We start from the raw sequence: 20,014 nt of genomic DNA, 5'->3' as shown, positions 1-20,014 counted from the left end.
ATGAGCGACCAGACAGCGAATTCGCTGGAGGCGCCGCTGGAAACGGCGCTTGCGGAGACGAACGACCGGCGGCCCGGCTTCCTCGCGCGGCTGCTTTCGCAACCCTCGGCGGTGTTCGCGCTGTGCTGGGTCATCATGCTGGTGGTGGTCGCGATCTTCGCCAGCTATCTGGCGCCGCACGATCCCAACGCGTCGAGCGTGATGCGGCGCCTCCAGGGTTTCTCGGCACAGAACTGGCTGGGAACGGACGATCTCGGGCGCGATCTCCTGTCGCGGGCGATGTGGGGCGGGCGCGTCGCCCTGCATGCCGTGGCCATGGCGGTGGGGCCGGCCTTGCTGGTCGGCGTGCCGATCGGCCTTTTCGTCGCCTATCGCGGCGGATGGTGGGACCGCGTCGTCATGCGTCTCGTCGAGGTCGAGCAGGCGATCCCGATGCTGCTCTTCGCTTTCACCTTCATCGCCATCTTCGGGCGTGGCCTGACCAATGCGATGCTCGCCGTCAGCCTGGGCTTCGCGATGTCGTATCTGCGCCTGACCCGTGCCGTCGTTCTTGCCGAGCGTCCCAAGGCCTATGTCCAGGCGGCCGAGATCCAGGGCTATTCGGTGCCGCGCATCCTGTTCCGTCACATCCTGCCCAACGCCATCGGCCCCATCGCCGTGCAGACGTCGATCCTCGCCGGTGTTGCGATCCTGCTGGAAGCCATGTTGAGTTTCCTCGGCCTCGGCGTCGCCACGGGTAGCCCGAGCTGGGGCGCGATGCTGGACGATGCGCGCCGCTTCCAGATCCAGCAGCCGCTTTTGTCGCTGGTGCCCGGCGCGGCGATCACCATCACGGTGCTCGCCTTCAATCTGCTCGGCGACGGCTTTCGCGACGCTTTCAACAGCGACCTCGTCATCACAAGACGCAAGAAGTCCGAGCCGGCGTCTGCCCCGGCTGCGCATGCGGCGCCGGCAGTCGTGGAGAAGCGCAACACCGACAGCGTGCTGCGCCTGTCGAATGTCAGCGTCGAGTTTCCCGGCCATGCGGGAGCGTTCCAGAAGGTAGTCAACGACGTTTCCTTCTCGATCGCGTCGGGCGAGATTTACGGTCTGGTGGGCGAGTCCGGCTCGGGCAAGTCGATGACCACCGCCTCGATCCTCGGTCAGGTGCCGCGACCTGGGCGCGTGGCCGGCGGCTCTATTCTGCTCGGCGGTCGGGAACTGGTCGGGTTGGAGGAGCGCCAGATGCGGGCGATCCGGGGCCGCGACATCGGCGCGGTCTTCCAGGACCCGATGATGGCGCTGTCGCCCGTCCACAAGGTCGGCGATCAGATGATCGAAGGGCTTGTCCGCCACGAGGGCATCTCGCGCAAGCAGGCGCTTGAGAGGGCGGCCGAGCTGCTTGATCTCGTCGGGGTCGTCGACGCGCGTAACCGCCTCAACGATTATCCGCACCAGTTCTCCGGCGGCATGGCGCAGCGCGCGATGATCGCGGCGGCGTTGATGTGCAAGCCGAAGCTGTTGATCGCCGACGAACCGACGACCGCGCTGGACGCGACCGTGCAGAAACAGGTGCTAGACCTGCTGCTGCGGCTCCGCGAGACGTTGGGCATGTCGGTCCTTTTCATCACTCATGATCTCGCCGTCGTTGCCCAGCTCTGCGACCGCGTCGGCGTCATGAAGCTTGGTGAGATGGTCGAGGAGGGAACCACCGCGGAGATTTTCGCCGATCCGCAGCATGCCTATACGCGCCAGCTGCTGCGGGCGCGCGAGATGCTGGACGGTCCCATGGAGACGATGAGATGAGCGCTGTGGCTGACGACGTCATCCTGCGGGTCGAGGACCTCACCATCCGCTACGAAAAGGGCCGCTCCATTTGGGGCACGCCGCGCTATGGCCAAGTGGTGCACGGCGTCTCCTTCTCCGTCAAGAGGGGCGAGACTTTTGGACTGGTGGGCGAATCCGGCTCCGGCAAGAGCACCATCGGCAAGGCGGTGCTGCGGCAGATTCCGGTGCTCTCGGGCAGCATCACCTTCGAGGGGCAGACGATCACCGACTGGCCGGAAGGCAAGACGCCGGTCACCTACCGGCGCGCGGTGCAAGTGGTGTTCCAAAACCCGCGTCTGTCGCTCAACGCCCGCATGCTGGCGCGTGACACGGTGGGCGAGGCGGTCCGGTTCCATCTGGGATTGCAGGGCCGCGAACTTGACGAGCGCGTGGCCCGGCTGTTCGACGATGTCGGCCTGCCTCGCCATCTCGGCGACCGCTATCCCGACGAGCTTTCCGGCGGCCAGCAGCAGCGTGTGGCGATCGCTCGCGCGCTGGCATGCGATCCGCGCCTGGTCATCTGCGACGAGGCCGTCAGCGCGCTGGACGTCTCCACGCAGGCGCAGGTCATAGGGTTGCTGCGTCGCCTGCAGGAAGAGCGCGGCCTGAGCTACGTGTTCATTTCGCATGATTTGGGCGTAGTGCGGAATCTGTGCCATCACGTCGGCGTGCTCCAGCATGGCCGGTTCACCGATCTCGGCAGCGTGGAGAGCGTCTTCGAACGTCCGCGCGACGACTACACTCGCGCGTTGCTCGATGCCATTCCGAAGTTCCCGGGCAAAGTGGCCGCCTAGGAGGCGCCTCCTTCGGACCGATCTTTTCAGACCTTGCGAGTAGAGCTTCGCACCACCAGTTCCGGCGCGAGCACGATGCTGCGCCTAGCGCTGCCATCGTGATTGATCTCACTCATCAAAAGGCGGGCAGCTTCCCGACCGAGTTCGCGGTGGCTGATGCGGATCGTGGTGAGGGGCGGATGCACCATGTCGACCAGCGGCATATCGTTGTGTCCGACCACCGAGATGTCATCGGGAACGCTCAGCCCGACATCGCGCAACGCATCATAAGCGCCGAGCGCAACCAGGTCGTTCGAGGCGACTACCGCTGTCAGGTCTGGCCTGAGTTCGCGCAGGGCATGCATCGCCGCCGCGCCTGCCGGGCGGGTATAGGCACTGCTTTCGACGATGGGGGCGTCCGCGGGGTCTATACCCAAGGTCGCCACCGCCTCCTTGAAGCCGTTGCTGCGCAAGAAGCCGGTGGACAGGTGCTGCGGGCCGGCTAAGTGGCCGATTCGGCGGTGGCCGAGCCCATGAAGATGCTCGATTGCCAGCCGCATCCCATGCACGTCGTCGGAGGTGACGGAGGAGACGCGCATAAGGCTTTCCGCGCGATTGACCAGGACGACCGGCAGCCTTTCGTTCATGCACTGCTGAACGAGATCGTCATTGCGGCTGACCGTGGCAAGCACCAGTCCCTCGACACGCCGCGCTACCAGCTCGAACATCAGTTCGGTCTGACTTCTGGCCTCAGAGCCGACATCCGCGACGATCGTGGCGAAGCCGGCGTCGGACGTCACCTCGGCAATCCCGCTGAGAATCGGTGAAAAGACCGGATTGCTGATATCCGGCAGGAAGACGCCGATCAGTTTCGAACGGCCGGTGCGCAGGCTGGCCGCGGCGGCATTTGGATAGTAGCCAAGCTTCTTAGCGGCGCGTTCGATGCGCTCGCTGGTTTCCTTTCCGATCAGCCCTCGTGTGGTCGGATTCAGCGCGCGCGACACGGTTGACGGATGAACGCCAAGTTCTTCCGCGATCTTCTTTATGGTCGTTCCGCCGGCTCGCTGCACACACCCTCCCATGCCGAATGGCTGCTGCGCGAAAATGCGCTTGATTCAGATATTTAGAGCATTCGGCGGGCGAACGAAACCAAAGAGCCGCCTCAGCCGAGCAAACCGCGCGGTCGCATTACTCGCCTAATGTCCGAGAACCTTTTTCATCGCGTTGGGCCGGTCGTGCATGGCGAACTTGTCTATAATCGCACGGACAGCATCAGCCGTTCGACCAGGAGTTCCAACGGTTCATGGGAACTCCATCGCGTGGGGCGGCTGCTTGAATGCCATAGCAACAGCGAGGATCAGTAAGAATTCACTATCCGACGAACCCTGACCTTGTTGATGTTTCGCTCGGTCATGGACACGACCTCGAATTCGAGATCGCCCGCGTTCACCTTCTCGCCCGCCGTGGGAAGATGGCCGAGCCGCCACAGGATGTAGCCTGCAAGCGTCGAATAGCGATCCGCCTCGTCGACCAGGTCGGTCTCCAGGAGATTGGATGCGCGCCTGACGTCGATCCAGCCGTCGACCAACCAGGAGCCATCTTCCGCCTGTTCCGCGACGAGCGCCTCCTCGTCCTCTTCGGGGAAATCGCCCGCGATGGCCTCCAGAATATCCGTCGGCGTGGCGATGCCTTCCAGCGCGCCGTATTCGTCAACGATCACGGCCATCTGGAGTGGCGACTTCCTGAGTTGCTCGATAACGCGCAGCGCGGTGACGCTTTCGTGGACGACCAGCGGCTGGCGCAGCGAACGAGCAAGGTCGATCCGCCCGTCCTGCAGGAGGTCGCGCAGCAGGTCCTTCGCGAAGGCGACCCCGACGAAGGAATCTAGGCTGCCGCGGGCGAGCAGGAAGCGCGAGTGGCGCAGATCCAGGATTTTCGTCTTGAGCGTCTCCTGGTCCGCATCCAGGTCGAGCCAGTCGATCTCGGTGCGCGGGGTCATGATGGAGATGACGGGGCGGTCAGCAAGCGTCAGCACGCCCTGGATCATCTCCTTCTCCTCGCGCGCGAAGAGCTGCTGTTCCTCGGCATGTTCGGCGATCGCCTCCGCTGTTTCGCCCAGTGGCATGTCGCCGCGCTTACCGCCGAGCAGTCTCAGCACGGCGTCTGCGGTGCGGTCGCGAAGGTCGCCAGCGGTCACCAGCCTCTCCTTGTTGCGGCGGGCCATCTGGTTGAATGCCTCGATCAGTACCGAAAACCCGATGGCCGCATAAAGATAACCCTTCGGGATATGGAAGCCGAAACCCTCCACGACGAGGCTGAAGCCGATCATCATCAGGAAGCCGAGGCACAGGATGACGACTGTCGGGTGTTTCGACACGAAGGCCATGAGGGGCTTCGACGACACCATCATGACGACGATGGCGACGATCACGGCGATCATCATCACCGAAAGGTGCTCGACCATGCCGACGGCGGTAATCACGCTGTCGAGCGAGAAGACCGCGTCGAGCACGACGATCTGGACGATCACCTGCCAGAAGACGGCGTGCTGCAGCTTCTTTTCCTTGTGGCTGACCGAGCCTTCAAGCCGCTCATGCAGTTCCATCGTACCCTTGAAGAGCAGGAACACGCCGCCGAAGATCAGGATCAGGTCGCGGCCGGAGAAGTCGAATCCGGCGACCGAAAAGAGCGTCTGCGTCAGCGTCACGATCCACGCGATCGATGCGAGCAGGCCGAGCCGCATGACGAGCGCGAGCGATAGACCGATCATGCGCGCCTTGTCGCGCTGGTGCGGCGGCAACTTGTCGGCCAGGATTGCGATGAAGACGAGATTGTCGATACCAAGCACGATCTCGAGCACGATCAGCGTCATGAGGCCTGCCCAAGCCGCGGGATCGGCCATCCATTCAAAGAGCATGAGAAATCAGCACGGTGCCGTCAGGCGACCGCCTTTCCTGGGTTCAATTGCGGGAGGATGAAGAACGGCCGCGCCGTTTGCGAGTGGCCAGGCGCCGACACTCCGGCAACGGGAGCGCGGGTGCTTCAAGCACGTACTGTAAGGGTCGTCGTCAGGCATTCGGGTTCCCGAAGCGTGGCCGTTCGGGCCACGCGCGTGGTGTGGCGTTTTCCAAATGCGCCTAGAACTCCATGTCGCCGAAGTCGCCGCCGTCGTCGAAGCCCGCCTCGTCGGCTGCGGGTTCTTCCGCCGCGGGATCGGCTTCGGCCGCTTGCGCTTCGCCCGAGTCCCCCAGCATTCCGGCGATGGCGTTGCCGAGCAGGATGCCACCGGCAACGCCCATCGCGGTCTGCGCGGCACCCGCCAGGAACCCGCTGCCGCCGCGTTGGGCCTGGGAGGCCGCTGGGATCGGCTGGGCGGCAGTCGCGCCACCCGGCCTGCCAATGCGTGGTACCGAGCCGGAACGTTGCGGCTGGCGGTTGTCGCCGAAAAGACCGCCGAACAGGCCGCCCGACCGGCGCGGTGCCGCAGCCTGGACCTCCAACTCCTCTATGCGCGCTTGCGCGGCTTCGAGGGCCTGCTCCTGCACGATGATCGTCTGCGCCATGTAGTAGGGTGCGCCGGGCTGGACCGCGATCTGTTTGCTGATGAATGTCTCCGATTCCGCATCGCGCGGCGGCGACTGGTGCTCGACGGCGGCGAGCTTGCCGAAGAGCTGCTCGATTGCCTGCTGGTCGTTGCGATCCATCCTTGAATCCTTCTTCTGGTTGGGTCTTCGTCGGACTACTCGCGCTCGCCCGTGAAATTGAGGAGCAGCTGGAAGATGTTGATGAAATTCAGGTAGAGCGAGAATGCGCCCCAGACCGCCAGCTTCTGCCTGGATTCGGCATCGAAGTTCTCGGCGTACTGCTCCTTGATCGACTGCGTGTCCCACGCTGTCAGGCCGAGGAAGACGAAGATACCGATTACCGAAATCGCGAACTGCAACGCCGACGATTGGAGGAACAGGTTCACGAGTGCGGCGATGACGACTCCGATCAGGCCCATGATCAGGAAGGACGAGAACCTCGTCAGGTCCGTCTTCGTCGTGTAGCCATAGAGGCTCATCGCGCCGAACATCGTGGCCGCGATGAAGAAGGTGCGGGCGATCGAGGTTCCGGTGAAGACGAGGAAGACCGAGGCGAGAGAAAGACCCATCACGCCGCAGAAGGCCCAGAACATGGCCTGAGCGCCTGACGCCGACATGGTCTGGATTCTGAAGGAAAACAGGAAGACGAAGGCGAGCGGGGCGAGCATCACCACCCACTTCAGTGGGGTCGAAAAGATCGGCACGTAGAGCGCGGGCACCGAGGCCACGGTGAAGGCGACGACGCCCGTCAGCACCAGGCCGAGGGCCATGTAGTTGTAGACACGCAGCATGTGCTGGCGCAGCCCCTCGTCGAAGAGGGCGGCGCTCTGTTGGCCGAAGCCGGCGCGGTATCCGTATTGCGGGCTGCTCATGGGGGGATTCCTCTTTGTGTGGATCAATAAAGCGTGTCGGCGAGCCGTTCGGCCGCGCGGTCGAGTTCGCGGACGTCTCCGGCTGCGACGACAGCGTAAGCGACCTCGCCAATCTGGAAGAAGGCGGCCGATGTACGCCCTGCGGGTACGAGTGTCGGGGAAACGACGTCGAAGGTGCCAGGTCTGACCGCAAACAGCGAGACCGGGCCGAATTCGTCCGTCTCGGCCGAGAGTTCGACGCTGGGGCCGAAACGGGAGGGGAAGACCTGCACGTCTTTCACCCGCCATTCTTCGGGCAGCATCGGCATGACGATGGCGGTCATGGCCCGAATCTCCTCTGGGTCGTAGTCAGGCACCTCCGGCTGGGACGCCATCGCTGCGCGGATCACAGACGTGCGGTGCGCGCGCATCGCATCCTCGACATAGGCGGGCGGGGGAGCGGAGGCGACCGATTCCGTCACCGAAAGCGGTCCGGCGATCTCGTTCGCCGCCCAGCCTGCTCCCAGAAGGATCGCGACGGCGGCGGCCTGCTGCAGGCGCGCGAACACTCGGCCGCGACGAAGGCCGCGTTCGAGACGGCGCGCGGCCTCGCTGGTGGCGGGACGGCCCGATGCGCCGGGCAGCGCAAGCGCCAGGCGCAGTTCGTCGCGCGATCTGAGGTCGGCCATCACGCGGGCGGCTTCGGCGGGACGCGCCGCCAACCAGGCTTCGACCTCAATCCGGCGGCCGGGTTCAAGCTGGTCGTCGACATAGGCATCGAGATCCTGCTCGGTGACAGGGTCAAGGACGTCTGACATCGTGGCCTCCTACGATCCTAAGTGACGGGGCTTCGTCCGGCTCGTCCTCCAGCGCCCTGAGCGCGGCCCGGGCCCTGCCGATGCGCGACATCAGCGTGCCCACCGGAACTGCCTGCATGTCCGCCGCCTGCTGGTAGGAGAGGCCCTCGATCGCCACGAGATGCAACGCAGCCCGCTGCTCCTCGGGAAGGCACATGAAGGCCGCACGCACTTGGGCCAGGCGGACGGCATGGTCCTGAGGCGCGTCGAGCGACTGCGGCGTAACCTCGGCCACGCGCTCGAGCCTTGCGGCTTCTGACCTGCGGCTGCGCGCGCGGTCGATGAAGGCGTTGTGGAGGATAGAGAGCAGCCAGGCACGCATGTTGCCGCCCGCACGGAAGCTCGAGCGGCGTTCATAGGCCCGCACGAGCGCGTCCTGCACGAGGTCTTCGGCGTCCGCCCCGTCACGGGTCAGCGATCGGGCATAGCGCCTGAGCGCACCCAGTTGGCCGATGACGTCGAAGCGCGAGCGCGATGTGTTCATGTGCGATATACGGAGCGGCATGCCGATTTCATCCGCGTGTCGGCAAATTTTTTCCGCCCCTCTGTGGCCTACACGACACCAACCCTAGCGGCGGGCTTCAGCTCCTGGTTCACCCTTGTTGTCTGATCATAACCATATTTTGGTTCACCGAACCGCCAAGCAACTGTTTAAAATCGGGAACGCGGAAAGCGGTCGTACCGATTGAACGAGCAGGCAAGTTCCATTTCTTTGCGATCCCTCACTAGGTGCCGTGCCATGGTGCGTGGGAAGGCAGGCACGTCAGTATGTTGGCTATGTTTTCTTATTCCGCGACAGTCTTTGGGGTTTCAGGTCCTCTGATGATCCGGGTGCGGATTTTGGTTGAGAGCCAGTCGATGATGTACACCATCACGATGATCAGTATGACAATTGACCACGCTTCGTCCCAGCGATAGGCGCGGATGCGGTCGGAAAGCAGGAAGCCTATTCCGCCTGCACCTACGATGCCGAGAATGGTACCCGAGCGTACATTGCTTTCGAAATTGTAGAGCGTGATCGACAGGATCACCGGCAGGGCCTGTGGCATGATGCCGAAATGGATGGACTGGAGCCGCGAACCGCCCGCCGCCATGACGCCTTCGACGGGTTTCTTCGAGGTGTTCTCGATCGCCTCGGCATAGAGCTTACCCAGAACGCCGATCTCGCCGACAGCGATGGCCAGCACGCCCGCGAGCGGTCCAAGGCCGAAGGCGCGGATGAAGATCAGCGCGAGAACGAGCGTCTCGAATGCCCGGATGACGTCGAAGCCACGGCGCACGCCAAAGCGCAGGAAGGGCAGGCGGTTGATGTTCTTTGCGCCCAGAAACGAGAGCGGTAGCGCAATCGCTGCACCCAGCAAGGTGCCGAGAAATGCCATCGCCAATGTCTCGGCCAGACCTTTGAGAACGTCGCTCAGCGGTTGCCACTCGGTCCAGATATGCGGCGGGAACATGAAGGAAAGCACCGAGCCGAGCCGGCTGAGCCCCTCGACGATCCGTGCGGGCGAGAAACCGAAATCGTAAAGACACCAGGCAAAGACGAGAACGAAGCCTGCCCACAGAAGCGCCCGGCGCAGCCGGATGGCGAAGGGCGCGCGGAAGGCGGCCGGCATTTCGGCCTTCAGCCGGGAGATCTCGATCGAGGCGGGAAGCGAAGCGGCCGACATCTCAAATCCTTTCCAGACCGATGACGCGGTGGCGCAGCTTTTCCGACGCCCAGTCGATGACGAAAACGGCCACAAAGATGATGACGAACAGTGCCGAAAGATCGGTGTATTCCTGCAGCGATACGGCGGTGCGCAGTTCCTGTCCCAGCCCGCCTGCGCCGACGAAGCCGATGATGGAGGAGGAGCGTACGTTGATCTCGAAGCGCAGGAGCGTGTAACTCAACGTGTTGGGCAGAACCTGCGGCACGACGCCGTAGCGCATTTGGTCGAACCAGCTGCCGCCTGCCGCGCGCACGCCTTCCACGGATCGCATATCGATATTTTCGTTGGCTTCGGAATAGAGCTTTCCAAGCGAACCCGTGCAGTGGAGGGCAATCGCCAGCACGCCGGCCATTGGTCCTACGCCGAAGCAGAAGACGAAGATCAGTGCCCAGACGAGCTCTGGCACGGTGCGCGCGATCTCCAGATATCGTCGGCTTATCCAGATCATCCAGGGACGCGGTGAAAGATTTTGCGCAGCTGGAAAGCTCAAAAGAAAACCTCCCACCACGCCAAACATCGTGGCCATGAAGGCGATGAGGATCGTTTCCAAGAGCAATTCCATCCAAATCGGCCAGCGCCAGAACCAGTTGACGAGATCCTGGCTGAGCGTGAACCATGCCAGTTCCGGGATGGTGCGGGAGATGTATTCGCCCAGGCGGGGAAGGCCCGCGAGAAGAATCCAGCGTTCTTCGCGGCTGCCATCGGGCATGGTCACCTGCGTGACGGTGAAGAAATTGGCAAACTCGGCAGTGATCAGAAAAATTGCCATCAACGCCAGCGCAACGGTCCAGAAGGAGATGCGTTCACGCGTCCTGTGCCGGCGATAGTCGGCCTCGAAGGTGTCAAGGGCGGAGCATGTCTGCGTCATGGCGGTCCTGTTGCTGCCGCAGTTCGTGCTGCGAGCAACCGGTAAGGATGATGAAAGGGACGGAGTGCGGCAGCCCGAGCGAGCTGCCGCAGGCGTAGGCTTAGCTCCGGCGCTGTGCCTTCAGCCACTCGCGCATGTCGACGATCCACTGATAGCGCTCATGCGTGACTTCGACATAGCCTTGCGTATTGGCGGCCTCGCCACCGCTGATCGCCGTAAAAGCTTCGGGTGCCGCGGTGGGAGCCGCAAGATAGGCGGCCTTGACCGCATCGACCATTTCGTTGGGAAGATTGGTGCGAACCGTGACCGGTCCGTTGGTGATTTCGGGCGACCGCCAGACGAAGCAGATTTCGCCATCGGGTATCATGCCCTTTTCGACCATGCGCTGGGGAATGCCGGTCGCCTCGTTGTTGATGTAAGTGGCGGCGGCGTCGAACTGCTTGTTGACGACACCCTGCACGCCGGCCTCGTGGCTGCCCGAAAACGGGGTGGCCGAGAAATATGTCGAGGGCTCGATGTCCTGCTGGACGAGATTAAAATAAGGCACCGCATAGCCGGAGGTGGAATCCGGATCGGCGAAGGCCACGACCTTGCCCTTCAGATCCGCGATGGATTTGTATCCAGAATCGCATCGCACCGCGATCACGGAGTAGTAGCCCGTCAATCCGTCCTTTTCCTGCGCGGTGAGAATGGGTCGCACCTTGCCTTCGCTCGCGGTCCATGCGGCCGCATATGCGGAAGAGCCGAGAGAAGCCCATTCGATCTGGTCGGCCGCGAGCGCCTGGACGACGCCGTCATAGCTGCCGGCGGTGAAGATCTCCACTTTGACGCCCAGTGTCTTTTCCAGATATTCCCGGAAGGGTTCCCAGCGCGCCATGCGGTCGGCCTCGTTCTCGGCCGAGGTGACGCCGATGCGGACGGTCTTGTAATCTTCTTTCCAGTCTTGCGCGACTGCCGAACTGGCGGCGGCAAGCGTCAGAAGCGCAGCAGTGACAATACGCATATCTGTATCCTTCCGAGTTAGGCCGTGACGAGCTCGCGCACGGCTGTGGATGTGACTTCCTCATCGATCTCCGGCATGTCTTCTGCGCCGTAGAGATCACGAACGATGCGGTTGGTAAGTTGCCTTGCCCGGTCGTCGAACATCACCTGGCCATTGCGCATGGCGATGATGCGGTCGCAATAGGTGCGAGCAGTATCCAGCGTGTGCAGATTGACGATAACCGTGATGCCGTCCTCGCGATTGATGCGGCGGAGCGCTTCCATCACGCGCGTGGCATTACCGGGGTCGAGGCTGGCGATCGGTTCGTCCGCCAGCATGATACGGGGTTTCTGGACCAGAGCGCGGGCGATCGCCACACGCTGTTGCTGCCCGCCTGAGAGATTTCCCGCCCGCTCAAGTGCCTTATGCGCCAGTCCAAGGCGTTCGAGGGCAAGAATTGCTTCCGCGCGTTCCTCATCGCAAAAGCGCTTCAACATCGATGAGACGATGTTGTGGTCCGAAAGCCGGCCCACCAGCACGTTGGTCAAGACATCCAGCCGTTCCACCAGATTGAACTGCTGGAAGATCATCGCGCAGTTGCTTCGCCAGTGTTGCAGCGCCTTGCCTTGAAGCGAGGTTACCTCGGTCGTTCCAAAATGAATCGAACCTTCCGTCGGATCGATCAGGCGGTTCATCAACCGAAGCAGCGTCGACTTGCCGGCGCCCGAGGGGCCGATGACCCCGACGAACTGACCCGATGGAATGTCAAGCGTCACGCGGTCTACGGCGCGGGTGGCGCCAAAGCGGCGGGAAAGTCCGTTAATAGAGAGGCTATCCGTTTTCATGTCGCCATCGTGCCCGCTGTATGTAACGGTGGTTTATCATTCGGATGAATTCGTCATGACATTCGAATGACTTTAGTCGGCATGAACCGGCGCCATTCTCTCGCGGGAGAGAAGCAGGCGGCCGTCGGAAAAGATCGTGCGACCGTTGCGAAGCGTCGCGACGACGTGGCCGATGCCGGTGTCGTCCGCAACAACCAGATCGGCGTGCTTGCCGATCTCGATTGTTCCGCGATCGTCGAGCCCGAGTGCATGTGCCGCATTCGCCGCGGAAAGTCGGGCAGCACCCGTAAGTCCCTCCGGATCAATCTTCGCCAATTCAAGCACAGCCGGCAGGATCGCAGAGGGATGGTAGTCCGCAGCGAGGATATCGAGGAGGCCTTGGCGGTGCGCCTCGCGCGCGGAAAGATTGCCTGAATAGCTTTGTCCTCGCATCGCATTGGGGGCACCCATCGCATTGAACAACCCGTAATCGTGCGCGGCGCGCGCGGCCTCTTCCGTCACTGGAAACTCGCTTATCGTGACGCCAAGCTGCGCCATGATCTCGACCTTGGCGACGGTGTCGTCGTCATGGCTCGCCAGATGCACATTATGGGCGTGACACGTCTTTGAAATTCGGGCGAGCGTTGCGGCGAGTTCTTCGGCCGGCCGTGTGCGCTCCTCGATCTTGCGTGCGACGAGGGCAGCGGCCTCCTCGCGTGTCACACCCTTCTCGGCGGCCATGCGCTGAGCAACCCGCTCGATATCGCGATATTGCCCCTGACCGGGTGTATGATCGGTGAGTGAAATCAGATCCACCGTCCCTTCGCGGATCAGCTCGTCGATCACTTCGAGCGCCTTGGGAAAGGTGATCTCGAAGCGGGCATGGATGCGATGATCGACCAGAAGCCGGTCCTTCATCGCGTAGAGCGCACGGATCACCGCACTGGTGTGTTCGTAGCTGCGTAGATGACCATAGGTGGAGGCGGGGCTGAAGGAGAGCGCGGCATAGGCCGTTGTAATGCCAGACCCGGCGAGCTTGCGGTCGAGATCGCGCAAGCCAAGCTCCATTGGCATGTTTACATTTGGGCGGGGCTCGATTTCGCGCTCGATCATGTCGCCGTGCATGTCGATAAAGCCCGGTAGCAGGATGAGCCCGTTACCGGTGAGTGCCGCGTCGGATATCGGCCGCTCGGCGATATCCCTGATGAAGCCGTCCTCGATGCAGACCGAGCCGCGTTCGATCACGCGGTCGGGCAGAACAATGCGAAAATCACTCAGCCACATGGTGTACCTCTTGCGTGGTCAGATCGAGTTCGCTGTCGACGAGGTCGGCGATGTCGGCGCGGTGGTGAAAAACGCCGACCATGGCGATACCCGCCTCTTTCAGTGCGGACAGACGGCGGATCAGCGCGTGCCGCGCATTCACGTCGAGCGAGGCGGTCGGCTCGTCCAGCATCAGCAGGCGCTGGGGTAGGATGAGCGCGCGGGCGAGGTTCACCTTCTGCTGCTCGCCGCCCGAGAAGGTCGAAGGGTAGGCGGCCCAGAGTTCGCGCTTCACGCCGAACTCGCCGAGCCAGCGCCGCGCCTCGTCAACCGCTTCGCCTTTTTGGCGGCCGGCGAGCCGCAGCGGCTCGGCCACGATGTCTTCGGCCGTCACGCGCGGGCGCGGGTTCAGGAACTGGGTGACGAAGCCGATCTCGCGTCTTCTCAAAAGCGCGATATCGACATCCGCGGCGCGCGCGAGATCGATCCGACCTTCCGCAGTGTCGAGCCAAACATGGCCGCCCTTCGGCCGGTAGCTGCGATAGAGCGTGCGCAGGAGGGTGGATTTTCCCGCACCGTTGCGCCCCGTCACAAGTAGGAACTGGCCGGGGAAGAGACGGAAGGTTACGCCTTCGAAAGCAAACAGGCGTTCGCCTAGATGATGCATCTCGAAGTGCTTGGTAAGGTTTTCCACCTCCAGCACTGCTTGGGTTGCGGATGACTGGGCCACTTTTGTTCGCGGATGCGCGAGCACGGCGATATCGTCGGTCATGTCGCTCTCACAGTTTGGCATGGACAAGGGCCTGGGTGTATTCGTGCTGCGGGTCCTGGAAGATCTGGTCGGCAAGGCCCTCCTCGACGACGCGGCCGCGGCGCATCACCATTACGCGGTCGGCCATGGTGCGGATGACGCCCAGATCGTGGCTGACCAGAACCATGGTGATGGCACGGTCGCGCTGAAGGCGCTTGAGTGTGTCGAGCACGAGCGCCTGCACGGAGACATCGAGCCCTGTGGTTGGCTCGTCCAGAAGAAGAAGCACCGGCTCGAGTGCTATCGCCTTTGCCAGCTGCACTCGCTGCTGCATGCCGCCAGACAGCTCGATAGGCGGCGCATCCATGCGTTCGAGCGGAAATTCCGAGGCTGCAAGCGCGTCGCCAGCACGGGCACGCAGTTCCGAGAAACGCCGTTCGCCGGCAATCAGAAGCCGTTCCGCCACATTGCCGGAGGAGGAGTTGCGCATCAGAAGGCCAAGATGCGGGTTCTGATAAACGATGCCGATATGGCGCGCGCGCAGCATCCGGCGCCCATAGCGGTCGAGGTCGAAGAGGTTGCCGGCAGCGCCCGGAATGTCGAGCCGGTAGTCGCCCTTGTCCGGGCTGTCCTCGAGGTTCATCAGCCGCAGAAGCGTCGACTTGCCGGAGCCGGATTCGCCCATGATACCCAGCACCTCGCCGGGGTAGACCGTTGCGGAGACATCCTCCAGCGCGACGACGTCGCCGAAGCGGCGGCTGACGCTCTCCATCTGCAAGACCGGCGTCGCGGTTAGGAGGCGCGGCGCATCGAGGGGAAGAATTTCGCTTGTGGCGCTCACTGCATCGCTCCGCTGTTGTACCAGGTTTCGCCGATCTTCACCGGTTCGCCGTCGCGCGCCTGGATCGCCTTGATGCCGAGATTGCTGTCGGAGAGCTCAAAGGCGGAGCTTCCGTCATCCTGCGGGATCTCGTTCATGAAATAGCCTTTTACGCCCGAGCGGTGGCAGGTGAGGTCGCCGTGCTCCTCGACCTTGTATGGCACGTCGGAAAACACCAGCGGCTCGACGGAGGTGAAGGGCGGCACTGCGAAGATGCGCTTTTCGCGACCGGCGGAAAGAAAGGTGAGGTGGTGCGCCATGTGCAATTTCGGCACATCCCATCGAGGGATGGGGGAAGGGGTTATGACATGTCTCCCATTGACCAGCGAAGGGTAGGCCGCGCCCTGCATGATGCGGCCAGAGCGCACCATCTGTTCGTAGAGGATGAGCCAGAGCCGTCCGTAATCCGCATCGGCATGCATCTCGCGGGCAACCGACATGTTCGGCTCGACCGGGCGCAGGGGCTCGGGGTTCGGAACCTGAAGCACGAGGATCTGATCTTCGCGCATCAGCTCTTCGGGGATGCGGTGGCGCGATTGCAGGATCGTCGCCTCAAGCGTGTCCCAGGTCTCCCTCGCGCCGGAAACGCGCGCGAGGAATTTGCGGATGGAAACCGCGTTGACGCTGTCGTCAGCACCCTGGTCGATCACCTTGACCACGGAGGCGGGATTGACGAGCGTCAGCGTCACCTGAAGGCCGCCAGTGCCCCAGCCGCGCGCCATCGGCACCTCCCGGCTCGCGTAGACCATCTGGCAACCAGGAACGGCGATGGCCTTGAGCATTTTGCGGCGCATCTCGCGCTTGGCGGAGGCGTCCAGAAAGCCATAGCTCATTGCCGCCCAGGGGCGCGTGAGTTCGGACAGGGCGGTCATTCGGCCGGTTCCTTTTCGAGTTCGCGTGTTTTTGTCTTGGCCGCTGTGGGAGTGGGTTTCGCGGGTACTGCATCCTTCGTCTTCGCGTTGCGGATGGCGTCGAGCGAGGACTGGAAGGTCACGTAATGCGGCAGCTTGAAGTGGATGCAGAAGCCTGACGCTTCCACCGGCTCGGTGTGGTAGAGCACGAACTCCTCCTCGACCGGTGAACCCTTGGCAGCACCCGGCGCGTTGAGATCGAGCGTGGCCGCGGAAATCACCTTGATCTCGTTCCACCCGAGCGTCGCGGCGAAACCAAGCCGAATACCTTCGGCCTCCTTGGCGGCGACCTCGGCCTGGCTGACTTTCACGCGACCGGCAGAAAATACCGTGCCGCGCGGATGCCTGACACAGACTTCCGCCTCCGCCAGCCGCAGCTCGTTCACCGTCGGGTGGGCATTGCCGTAGCCGCGCATCGCCGAATAGCCGAGGGTGAGCACGCCGCCGGTATCGGCACGGGCAAGACTTTGCAGCACATGCGCGCGGGGCGCGGGGAACAACAGTGCCTCCCGCGTGAGATCCGGGATGTCCTTAGGCGCAACTTCTTCCCGGGGCGGGTCGGCCACAAGCCCCTGGGCCTTCTGCCAGGCGGCAAGGCTCGGTTGGCGTGCCGGTGCGGGCTCGTCGGCTGGCGCGACGGGTTCGGGCATGAAGGGATTTCCCTCCAGCACCGAAGTTGCGAGGATGCGGTGGGAATAATCGAGCGTAGGCCCCAGAATCTGACCGCCCGGGATATCCTTGAAGGCCGCGGAGATGCGGCGGTGGGTGAAGAGGTTTTCCTGCAGGACCGGTTCGGCTATGGCCAGACGCGGCTGCGTCGTACGCCATGCGCGCAGCAACAGCACGGTTTCGTAGAGATCGCCGCCAGTTTGCGCCAGCGCCAGCGCGGCGCTCTCCGGTTCGTAGAGAGACGCCTCGCCCATCACCCGGTCCACCAGCCATGGCAGCGCGCTGCCGACTTCCGCCACGCGATCGGCGTCGATGGCGCCAAGACCTGCGCGGTAGAGCCGTTCGGACTGGACGATCGCGCTCTCGCCGCCTCTCGTTGCAACGTAAGCCATCAGAGCACCTCCACTTGAGTGGAGCGCGGCAGCGCGATAACGCGGCGTTCCTCCACGATGATCAGATCCAGTCCCGCCGGATAGGCCGAACGGCGGGCACGCTCGACCCAGAACGCAAGCGGCAGATCCGGGCTCGCCTCGATGGTCGTCATGATGCCGGGTCCGGTGAGCTGCAGCCGGGGGCCGCCGGAGATGGAAGCTGCAATCACGATCGTCGCGCCATTGTCGGGATAGAGCGCGGTGCCCGGGTCCGCTGTCCTGATCGCGGGCATCGGGTCGCCCGCCACGAAGAGATATCCAGCTTCGTCCGCCGCCGCCTTGCAGGCACCGGTCCGCGAGATCGCCTCGGCGAGCGCGGAGTCGTCGCAATAGACTTGCATTTCAATGTCCACGAGTGTCATCGCGACTGACAGCAGGCCGGGTTCCGCTATCTCGTATACTTTGCCAGGCCGGGACATTGCCCACATCAGCGCCTCGAAAGTTTGATTGTCGCGTGTTTCGCCAGCATCCGGCCGGGGCGGGACGATCATCTCCATCAGAAAGTCTCCATTTTGACGCGGGTCGCCTCGACGGCGCGCAAGGTTTCCCGGTCCATCGCTGCCAGATGGGCGGCTTCGCGCTCGACGAATTCCGCGACGGTGGGAGAAAGATCGACCGCTACCGTCAGGTCCACCACGGCCATGGCCATTGCCCGATCGAGATCGCGGCCGACGATCATTCCGTAGCCTTCCTCGCCGGAAGGAGCTCGAATGTGAGCCTCCGCCACGAGCACTTCGCCCAGATGGAAATCCGTGCCCTTCACCGTGTCGCGCATGGGCAGCATCACGAGCCCGGTCCGGCTTTGGAGTACCTCGATCACGCCGAGGTTGGGCAGCAACCGTTCGGCCAGCGCCTTCAGTCCTTCGGGCCTGGCGCGGGCCAATATGCCCAAAAGATGCGCGTGCTCCGTCATGCCCCCGTCTCCGGGAGCCCTCACTCGTTCAGACATTGTCGTCCTCTTTTGCCTGGCGGATCGCCCATGCTGGCGTACCGCCTTTTTCGGTTATGCTTGGTTCGGCGGATCGAATCCGGCGGCCGTGACGGGATCCACATCGAATGTGAAGCGCACTCGGTCGGCCGCCCAGATTCCTTCGGAATAGGCGATGGGCAGGTCTTGAGAGTCCACGTCCGTCTTGCGCACCACCAGCACGGGCTGGTCCGGGTGCTGGGAGAGGAGTTCGGCCTCCTCGGGCTCGGCGCGCCGCGCGAAAACGGTTGTTGATTTGCGGAAATAGTCGCCGATACCGGCGTCGCGATAGATTTCCGTTACATGCCGGCCCGCTTGACGCTGCGCCGCCATGTCTGGAAACCGTGCGACGGAGTGGAAGGAAAGGCCGATGCTGATCGGGACACTATCGGCGAAACCGCGTGTCAGTATCCGCAGCACGGGATCGCCTTCGTTCAGTTGAAGTGCGCGCGCGACGCGCGTGGACGCCGGCATCACCTGTGCGGAAATGACCTCGCCCGCGGGGACCACGCCTTGCGAGCGGAGGTTCTGACGGAAGCGGGCTCGACGGCCGATATGATAGTCGATGAGGGGCGCATCCTCGACGAAGGTGCCACGGCCCTGCTCGACCCGGAGCTTGCCTTCGATCGCGAGCGCTGACACCGCGCGCCGGACGGAATGCCGCCCCGCGCCGAAAAGCTGGCAAAGTTTCGTTTCCGTCGGAAGGCGCGCGCCGGGAGCCAGCTCACCGGCGGCTATATCGTCTGCGATCCGGTCGCGGATCATCTGCCATTGCTGGAGGCCCATAGTGCCCTCGGATTCATTCGAATGACTCATTCAATAACGAGTCTCTGTGACAGGGACATGAAGAAGAATGGACGTATCGAGGCCAGCGCCGTGATCGCGGTGCTCTTCCATTTTTGGGGAGGGGGCGATGCTCTCATGCCACTGAAGCGAGCGCTAGTTCCTAGTGGGCTGGCGATCTCACCGCCTTGACGTGACGCGCCCGATGCATTGCCCGATAAATCTGCTGGTTGTCACAACTCGCGATGGTTGAGCGACGCCGCCTTCAATGCGACGCGCACCGAACCCGCTTCCAGTTCCGGCCGCGCGACGTCATGGAGAACGGGAGACACCGATGCACCGGCGGTCCGGCACGAGCTTGGGCTCAGCGGTATCGATTGGCGGAACCTAGGCAAGCTGTCGAAGAAAGGTGGTGGCCTGATCGACGAACGAATGATGTTGGTGCCATTTACAACGAAGACAGCCCCACAGTGCCCTCTGGACTTGGCCCCGAAGGCATTCGTCGAACAAGCCAGCCGTGTTCGAAAAATTGCCTAGCCCTGGATCATATATAGGGCAGGACTGAATAGCCGAAACTCCTACGCTCGAACCGGGCGAACTTTCAGGGAGAAAGCCAGACATACACGGCAAGGGTCTAAAGCCTTGCCTTGACGCTGCGCGGCGTGGCCAGCAGCAGGCTGGTTTCGGAGTTGGTGATGCCGGGGATCAGCCGGATACGCCGCAACACTTGGTCGAATTCGATCAGGTCGGATGTTCCGAGCTCCACCACCAGATCCCATTTGCCGTTGGTTGTGTGGATGGCGCTTACTTCCGAATATCCGTTAAGCGCCTTGATGACGGCATCGGCGCTGCGGCCGCCAATCTCGATCATCATGATGCCGCGCACCGGCAGGTCAATGGCATCGGAACGCAGGATGACGGTAAAGCCGATGATCTCGCCGCTGTTCTTCAGGCGCTCCAGCCGCGCGCGAACGGTGGCGCGGGTCAGACCGAGTTCTGTCGCCAGATTGGAAAGACTGCTCCGTCCGTCGTGACGCAATATGGTGATGAGGCGCTGGTCGACTGCGTCCATTTTCTGTCCATTTCGGTCAATAAGCCTTTCCAT

The 20,014-nt window shown here is 63.0% G+C and carries 21 protein-coding genes; 2 read left to right on the top strand and 19 right to left on the bottom strand.

Going from position 1 to position 20,014, the window contains the following annotated elements; all coding sequences use genetic code 11:
* Positions 1-1,785, top strand: a complete 1,785-nt coding sequence (locus tag XW59_RS25660; protein WP_052958539.1) for a dipeptide/oligopeptide/nickel ABC transporter permease/ATP-binding protein — start codon at positions 1-3, stop codon at positions 1,783-1,785.
* The gene (locus tag XW59_RS25655) at positions 1,782-2,600 is read left to right on the top strand and encodes an ATP-binding cassette domain-containing protein (RefSeq protein WP_047148731.1); all 819 of its coding nucleotides are present in this window, start codon (positions 1,782-1,784) and stop codon (positions 2,598-2,600) included. Before XW59_RS25660 ends, XW59_RS25655 begins: the two co-directional genes overlap by 4 nt.
* A 26-nt stretch (positions 2,601-2,626) precedes the next feature.
* Here XW59_RS25655 and XW59_RS25650 read toward each other — a convergent pair whose 3' ends face one another.
* The 19 genes from XW59_RS25650 to XW59_RS25560 all read right to left on the bottom strand — a co-directional run bounded on the left by XW59_RS25650 (position 2,627) and on the right by XW59_RS25560 (position 19,981).
* Entirely contained in the window at positions 2,627-3,583 is a 957-nt protein-coding gene (locus XW59_RS25650; protein WP_246666221.1) for a LacI family DNA-binding transcriptional regulator, read from the bottom strand.
* Between the two features lie 353 nt (positions 3,584-3,936).
* Entirely contained in the window at positions 3,937-5,496 is a 1,560-nt protein-coding gene (locus XW59_RS25645) for a TerC family protein (RefSeq protein WP_047148730.1), read from the bottom strand.
* Positions 5,497-5,716: 220 nt separating this feature from the next.
* Positions 5,717-6,283 carry a DUF2076 domain-containing protein gene (locus XW59_RS25640; RefSeq protein ID WP_047148729.1) on the bottom strand — a complete coding sequence of 189 codons (567 nt, stop codon included), beginning with the start codon at positions 6,281-6,283 and terminating at the stop codon, positions 5,717-5,719.
* 35 nt (positions 6,284-6,318) lie between these two features.
* Positions 6,319-7,035: a Bax inhibitor-1/YccA family protein gene (locus XW59_RS25635; protein ID WP_047148728.1), complete on the bottom strand. Its 717-nt coding sequence runs from the start codon at positions 7,033-7,035 to the stop codon at positions 6,319-6,321.
* 23 nt (positions 7,036-7,058) lie between these two features.
* Positions 7,059-7,832 (bottom strand): anti-sigma factor, encoded by a 774-nt coding sequence (locus XW59_RS25630; RefSeq protein ID WP_047148727.1) that lies wholly within the window; start codon positions 7,830-7,832, stop codon positions 7,059-7,061.
* On the bottom strand, positions 7,816-8,376 hold the full coding sequence (locus XW59_RS25625) for a sigma-70 family RNA polymerase sigma factor (RefSeq protein ID WP_246666220.1): 561 nt from the start codon (positions 8,374-8,376) through the stop codon (positions 7,816-7,818). The genes XW59_RS25630 and XW59_RS25625 overlap by 17 nt, the downstream gene beginning before the upstream one ends.
* Positions 8,377-8,656: 280 nt before the next feature.
* Positions 8,657-9,538: a phosphonate ABC transporter, permease protein PhnE gene (gene phnE, locus XW59_RS25620; protein WP_047148725.1), complete on the bottom strand. Its 882-nt coding sequence runs from the start codon at positions 9,536-9,538 to the stop codon at positions 8,657-8,659.
* Between the two features lies 1 nt (position 9,539).
* Complete coding sequence (gene phnE, locus XW59_RS25615; RefSeq protein WP_047148724.1) at positions 9,540-10,448, bottom strand: phosphonate ABC transporter, permease protein PhnE; 909 nt, start codon at positions 10,446-10,448, stop codon at positions 9,540-9,542.
* A 100-nt stretch (positions 10,449-10,548) separates the two neighbouring features.
* Entirely contained in the window at positions 10,549-11,451 is a 903-nt protein-coding gene (phnD, locus tag XW59_RS25610) for a phosphonate ABC transporter substrate-binding protein (RefSeq protein ID WP_047148723.1), read from the bottom strand.
* A gap of 17 nt (positions 11,452-11,468) precedes the next feature.
* Positions 11,469-12,275 (bottom strand): phosphonate ABC transporter ATP-binding protein, encoded by an 807-nt coding sequence (gene phnC / locus XW59_RS25605; RefSeq protein ID WP_047148722.1) that lies wholly within the window; start codon positions 12,273-12,275, stop codon positions 11,469-11,471.
* A gap of 72 nt (positions 12,276-12,347) precedes the next feature.
* A complete protein-coding gene (locus XW59_RS25600; protein ID WP_047148721.1) occupies positions 12,348-13,538 on the bottom strand; it encodes an alpha-D-ribose 1-methylphosphonate 5-triphosphate diphosphatase in 1,191 nt (396 codons plus the stop codon).
* The gene (locus XW59_RS25595) at positions 13,525-14,289 is read right to left on the bottom strand and encodes an ATP-binding cassette domain-containing protein (RefSeq protein ID WP_206077749.1); all 765 of its coding nucleotides are present in this window, start codon (positions 14,287-14,289) and stop codon (positions 13,525-13,527) included. Before XW59_RS25595 ends, XW59_RS25600 begins: the two co-directional genes overlap by 14 nt.
* Positions 14,290-14,296: 7 nt before the next feature.
* The gene (locus XW59_RS25590) at positions 14,297-15,109 is read right to left on the bottom strand and encodes an ABC transporter ATP-binding protein (protein ID WP_047148720.1); all 813 of its coding nucleotides are present in this window, start codon (positions 15,107-15,109) and stop codon (positions 14,297-14,299) included.
* Positions 15,106-16,020, bottom strand: a complete 915-nt coding sequence (locus tag XW59_RS25585; protein WP_047148719.1) for an alpha-D-ribose 1-methylphosphonate 5-phosphate C-P-lyase PhnJ — start codon at positions 16,018-16,020, stop codon at positions 15,106-15,108. The genes XW59_RS25590 and XW59_RS25585 overlap by 4 nt, the downstream gene beginning before the upstream one ends.
* Positions 16,017-17,120 carry a carbon-phosphorus lyase complex subunit PhnI gene (locus tag XW59_RS25580; protein ID WP_047148718.1) on the bottom strand — a complete coding sequence of 368 codons (1,104 nt, stop codon included), beginning with the start codon at positions 17,118-17,120 and terminating at the stop codon, positions 16,017-16,019. The genes XW59_RS25585 and XW59_RS25580 overlap by 4 nt, the downstream gene beginning before the upstream one ends.
* Positions 17,120-17,656 carry a phosphonate C-P lyase system protein PhnH gene (gene phnH, locus XW59_RS25575; protein WP_052958538.1) on the bottom strand — a complete coding sequence of 179 codons (537 nt, stop codon included), beginning with the start codon at positions 17,654-17,656 and terminating at the stop codon, positions 17,120-17,122. The genes XW59_RS25580 and phnH overlap by 1 nt, the downstream gene beginning before the upstream one ends.
* On the bottom strand, positions 17,656-18,072 hold the full coding sequence (gene phnG, locus XW59_RS25570) for a phosphonate C-P lyase system protein PhnG (protein WP_047148717.1): 417 nt from the start codon (positions 18,070-18,072) through the stop codon (positions 17,656-17,658). Before phnG ends, phnH begins: the two co-directional genes overlap by 1 nt.
* A gap of 90 nt (positions 18,073-18,162) precedes the next feature.
* Positions 18,163-18,912 carry a phosphonate metabolism transcriptional regulator PhnF gene (gene phnF, locus XW59_RS25565; RefSeq protein WP_052958537.1) on the bottom strand — a complete coding sequence of 250 codons (750 nt, stop codon included), beginning with the start codon at positions 18,910-18,912 and terminating at the stop codon, positions 18,163-18,165.
* 631 nt (positions 18,913-19,543) lie between these two features.
* Complete coding sequence (locus tag XW59_RS25560; RefSeq protein ID WP_047148715.1) at positions 19,544-19,981, bottom strand: Lrp/AsnC family transcriptional regulator; 438 nt, start codon at positions 19,979-19,981, stop codon at positions 19,544-19,546.
* Between the last annotated feature and the right edge of the window lie 33 nt (positions 19,982-20,014).

Origin of the sequence: Aquamicrobium sp. LC103 (genome assembly GCF_001014615.2) — a bacterium.
Classification (GTDB): Bacteria; Pseudomonadota; Alphaproteobacteria; order Rhizobiales; family Rhizobiaceae; genus LBCQ02.
Note: the sequence above shows the minus strand (reverse complement) of the source record. Positions and strands in the feature narration are given on the sequence as shown.